Genomic DNA, 5,690 nt, shown 5'->3' with positions numbered 1-5,690 from the left:
GTGACTAATCAATAGACCTCTTGCACAATTGTTTCTGTGGTACAATAAGTGGTTTTAGGTTTTATGTATATTTGGGTGTTGTTGCGATAGCTACGCTCGCCGAAGGCATCACAAATTCAAAGATAGGCGTGTGATTCTAACTTTTAGCTTAACGGGTGACAAGGCGGCTAAAGAGCTTGTTTCATAAGGGATAGAGCCTGAAAGCCCCGTTGAAAAAAGAGGCGTTTATGAGGCTTGAGATTGATTAAATTCAGAGCTAAATCAGCCCATAATTCCATACCATAAATCCATAGTTGTCCGTAGAGACCAAAGCTAAAATCACTTTGACGTGGGTACTTGTCCTGATGTTGTTGAATCCCACATTCAGCATGAGTAAATATACTCAAAATATTTTTCCCAGCAGGTTAAGTGTTCTAATCCTAAGTCTGATATCTTATTTTTGATAAGGGACTTACCGCGTAATAGTTAAATTTTTGTATAGCCTAATTTTACTTGGTTTAAGGCTCTTTTTTGCTCTTTTGGTGAATTATTCAGGATAATCAAAGATGAGTCAGCCCAATTATGGCATTTTGATGAAAAATGCGTTGAACGAAATAAATAGCCTACGATCGCAACTAGCTGCGGTAGAAGCCCAAAAAAATGAGTCTATTGCCATTGTTGGTATGAGTTGCCGTTTTCCAGGCGGTGCAACTACTCCAGAGCGTTTTTGGGTATTACTGCGCGAGGGTATATCAGCCATTACAGAAATCCCTGCTGATCGCTGGGATGTTGATAAATATTATGATGCTGACCCCACATCGTCCGGTAAAATGCATACTCGTTACGGCGGTTTTCTGAATGAAGTTGATACATTTGAGCCATCATTCTTTAATATTGCTGCCCGTGAAGCCGTTAGCATGGATCCACAGCAACGCTTGCTACTTGAAGTCAGTTGGGAAGCTCTGGAATCCGGTAATATTGTTCCTGCAACTCTTTTTGATAGTTCCACTGGTGTATTTATCGGTATTGGTGGTAGCAACTACAAATCTTTAATGATCGAAAACAGGAGTCGGATCGGGAAAACCGATTTGTATGAGTTAAGTGGCACTGATGTGAGTGTTGCTGCCGGCAGGATATCCTATGTCCTGGGTTTGATGGGTCCCAGTTTTGTGATTGATACAGCTTGTTCATCTTCTTTGGTCTCAGTTCATCAAGCCTGTCAGAGTCTGCGTCAGAGAGAATGTGATCTAGCACTAGCTGGTGGAGTCGGTTTACTCATTGATCCAGATGAGATGATTGGTCTTTCTCAAGGGGGGATGCTGGCACCTGATGGTAGTTGTAAAACATTTGATGCCAATGCAAATGGCTATGTGCGAGGCGAAGGTTGTGGGATGATTGTTCTAAAACGTCTCTCGGATGCAACAGCCGATGGGGATAATATTCTTGCCATCATTCGTGGGTCTATGGTTAATCATGATGGTCATAGCAGTGGTTTAACTGCTCCAAGAGGCCCCGCACAAGTCTCTGTCATTAAGCAAGCCTTAGATAGAGCAGGTATTGCACCGGATGCCGTAAGTTATTTAGAAGCCCATGGTACAGGCACACCCCTTGGTGATCCTATCGAGATGGATTCATTGAACGAAGTGTTTGGTCGGAGAACAGAACCACTTTGGGTCGGCTCAGTTAAGACAAATATTGGTCATTTAGAAGCCGCGTCCGGTATTGCAGGGCTGATTAAGGTTGTCTTGATGCTAAAAAACAAGCAGATTCCTCCTCACTTGCATTTCAAGACACCAAATCCATATATTGATTGGAAAAATCTCCCGGTCGAAATTCCGACCACCCTTCATGCTTGGGATGACAAGACATTGAAGGACAGAAAGCGAATTGCAGGGGTTAGTTCTTTTAGTTTCAGTGGTACTAACGCCCACATTGTATTATCTGAAGCCCCATCTAGCGAACTAATTAGTAATCATGCGGCAGTGGAAAGACCATGGCACTTGTTAACCCTTAGTGCTAAGAATGAGGAAGCGTTGGCTAACTTGGTTGGGCTTTATCAGTCATTTATTTCTACTACTGATGCAAGTCTTGCCGATATATGCTACACTGCTAATACGGCACGAACCCATTTTTCTCATCGCCTTGCTCTATCGGCTACTTCACACATCCAAATAGAGGCTCTTTTAGCCGCTTATAAGGAAGGGTCGGTGAGTTTGAGCATCAATCAAGGTTGTGTCCTTTCCAACAGTCGTGCGCCGAAGGTCGCTTTTCTCTTTACAGGTCAAGGTTCGCAATATGTGCAAATGGCTGGAGAACTTTATGAGACCCAGCCTACTTTCCGTAATTGCTTAGATCGCTGTGCCGAAATCTTGCAATCCATCTTTTCATCGAGAAACAGCCCTTGGGGAAACCCACTGCTTTCGGTATTATATCCAAACCATGAGTCAAAGGAAATTGACCAGACGGCTTATACCCAACCTGCCCTTTTTGCTGTAGAATATGCCCTAGCACAGATGTGGCGGTCGTGGGGAATCGAGCCAGATATCGTAATGGGTCATAGCATAGGTGAATATGTGGCAGCTTGTGTGGCGGGGATCTTTTCTCTGGAGGATGGTCTCAAACTTGCTGCCGAAAGAGGCCGTTTGATGCAGGCGCTACCACAAAATGGCGAGATGGTTGCTATATCGGCCTCCCTTGAGGAAGTTAAGCCGGCTATTCAATCTGACCAGCGAGTTGTGATAGCGGCGGTAAATGGACCACGAAGTGTCGTCATTTCGGGCGATCGCCAAGCTGTGCAAGTCTTCACCAACACCCTAGAAGATCAAGGAATCCGGTGCAAGAGACTGTCTGTTTCACACGCTTTCCACTCTCCATTGATGAAACCAATGGAGCAGGAGTTCGCACAGGTGGCCAGGGAAATCAACTATAGTCCTCCAAAAATAGCTCTTGTCAGTAATCTAACCGGCGACTTGATTTCACCTGAGTCTTCCCTGGAGGAAGGAGTGATCGCTTCCCCTGGTTACTGGGTAAATCATTTATGCAATCCTGTCTTGTTCGCTGATGGTATTGCAACTATGCAAGCGCAGGATGTCCAAGTCTTCCTTGAAGTTGGACCAAAACCGACCTTATCAGGACTAGTGCAACAATATTTTGACGAGGTTGCCCATAGCGATCGCCCTGTCACCATTCCCACCTTGCGCCCCAAGCAACCCAACTGGCAGACACTATTGGAGAGTTTGGGACAACTGTATGCGCTTGGTGTCCAGGTAAATTGGGCGGGCTTTGATAGAGATTACACCAGACGCAAAGTAAGCCTACCCACCTATGCTTGGAAGCGTCAACGTTATTGGCTAGAGAAACAGTCCGCTCCACGTTTAGAAACAACACAAGTTCGTCCCGCAACTGCCATTGTAGAGCATCTTGAACAAGGCAATGTGCCGAAAATCGTGGACTTGTTAGCGGCGACGGATGTACTTTCAGGCGAAGCACGGAAATTGCTACCCAGCATCATTGAACTATTGGTTGCAAAACATCGTGAGGAAGCGACACAGAAGCCCATCTGCGATTGGCTTTATGAAGTGGTTTGGCAACCCCAGTTGCTGACCCTATCTACCTTACCTGCTGTGGAAACAGAGGGTAGACAATGGCTCATCTTCGCCGATGCTAGTGGACACGGTGAAGCACTTGCGGCTCAATTACGTCAGCAAGGGGATATAATTACGCTTGTCTATGCTGGTCTAAAATATCACTCGGCTAATAATAAACAAAATACCGGGGGGGACATCCCATATTTTCAGATTGATCCGATCCAAAGGGAGGATTATGAAAGGTTGTTTGCTGCTTTGCCTCCACTGTATGGTATTGTTCATCTTTGGAGTTTAGATATACTTAGCTTGGACAAAGTATCTAACCTAATTGAAAATGTACAATTAGGTAGTGGCACGCTATTAAATTTAATACAGACAGTCTTGCAACTTGAAACGCCCACCCCTAGCTTGTGGCTCGTGACAAAGAACGCGCAAGCTGTGCGTAAAAACGATAGCCTAGTCGGAGTGCTTCAGTCACCCTTATGGGGTATGGGTAAGGTGATAGCCTTAGAACACCCTGAACTCAACTGTGTATCAATCGACCTTGATGGTGAAGGGCTTCCAGATGAACAAGCCAAGTTTCTGGCGGCTGAACTCCGCGCCGCCTCCGAGTTCAGACATACCACCATTCCCCACGAAAGTCAAGTTGCTTGGCGTAATAGGACTCGCTATGTGTCACGGTTCAAAGGTTATCAGAAGCATCCCGCGACCTCATCAAAAATGCCTATTCGACCAGATGCCACTTATTTGATCACGGGCGGCTTTGGTGGTTTGGGCTTGCTTGTGGCTCGTTGGATGGTTGAACAGGGGGCTACCCATCTATTTCTGATGGGACGCAGCCAACCCAAACCAGCCGCCCAAAAACAACTGCAAGAGATAGCCGCGCTGGGTGCAACAGTGACGGTGGTGCAAGCCGATGTTGGCATCCGCTCCCAAGTAGCCAATGTGTTGGCACAGATTGATAAGGCATATCCTTTGGCTGGTATTATTCATACTGCCGGTGTATTAGACGACGGAATCTTATTGCAGCAAAATTGGGCGCGTTTTAGCAAGGTGTTCGCCCCCAAACTAGAGGGAGCTTGGCATCTACATACACTGACTGAAGAGATGCCGCTTGATTTCTTTATTTGTTTTTCCTCAACAGCAGGATTGCTGGGCAGTGGTGGACAAGCTAACTATGCTGCTGCCAATGCCTTTTTAGATGCCTTTGCCCATCATCGGCGAATACAAGGCTTGCCAGCTCTCTCGATTAACTGGGACGCTTGGTCTCAAGTGGGAATGACGGTACGTCTCCAACAAGCTTCTTCACAAAGCACCACAGTTGGGCAAGATATTAGCACTTTGGAAATTTCACCAGAACAGGGATTGCAAATCTTTGCCTATCTTCTGCAACAACCATCCGCCCAAATAGCGGCCATTTCTACCGATGGGCTTCGCAAGATGTACGACACAAGCTCGGCCTTTTTTGCTTTACTTGATCTTGACAGGTCTTCCTCCACTACCCAGGAGCAATCTACACTTTCTCATGAAGTTGGCCTTACCTTACTCGAACAATTGCAGCAAGCTCGGCCAAAAGAGCGAGAGAAAATGTTACTGCGCCATCTACAGACCCAAGTTGCTGCGGTCTTGCGTAGTCCCGAACTGCCCGCAGTTCATCAACCCTTCACTGACTTGGGGATGGATTCGTTGATGTCACTTGAATTGATGCGGCGTTTGGAAGAAAGTCTGGGGATTCAGATGCCTGCAACGCTTGCATTCGATTATCCTATGGTAGACCGTTTGGCTAAGTTTATACTGACTCAAATATGTATAAATTCTGAGCCAGATACCTCAGCAGTTCTCACACCAGATGGAAATGGGGAGGAAAAAGACAGTAATAAGGACAGAAGTACCAGCACTTCCGTTGACTCAAATATTACTTCCATGGCAGAAGATTTATTCGCACTCGAATCCTTACTAAATAAAATAAAAAGAGATCAATAATAGAGCTGTTGGGAAATAAAAGCATATTTCCGGATGACAGAACTTCCCCCATCCCGATTGAATTTATGCTGCATCTAAATAGAAGTTCCATAGCCCTGCACTGACCAACATCAATTGATCATCAAAATCGGTCACACGATT

General features: G+C 45.7%; 1 protein-coding gene and 1 pseudogene. One reads left to right on the top strand and one right to left on the bottom strand.

What is annotated here, in order from left to right:
• Positions 1 to 167: 167 nt before the first annotated feature.
• A pseudogene (locus NWP17_RS00950) lies at positions 168 to 356 on the bottom strand (IS4 family transposase); the annotation flags it as partial.
• A gap of 189 nt (positions 357 to 545) precedes the next feature.
• Here NWP17_RS00950 and NWP17_RS00945 point away from each other — a divergent pair.
• Positions 546 to 5,549 carry a type I polyketide synthase gene (locus NWP17_RS00945; protein ID WP_102938399.1) on the top strand — a complete coding sequence of 1,668 codons (5,004 nt, stop codon included), beginning with the start codon at positions 546 to 548 and terminating at the stop codon, positions 5,547 to 5,549.
• Positions 5,550 to 5,690 lie beyond the last annotated feature (141 nt).

Origin of the sequence: Chrysosporum bergii ANA360D, assembly GCF_029891735.1 — a bacterium.
Classification (GTDB): Bacteria; Cyanobacteriota; Cyanobacteriia; order Cyanobacteriales; family Nostocaceae; genus Umezakia; species Umezakia bergii.
This window is presented reverse-complemented; position numbering and strand designations above follow the sequence as displayed.

Excerpts from the sequence above, each read along its gene's own strand:
- NWP17_RS00945 (WP_102938399.1), top strand. The coding sequence starts at position 546 with ATGAGTCAGCCCAATTATGGCATTTTGATGAAAAATGCGTTGAACGAA.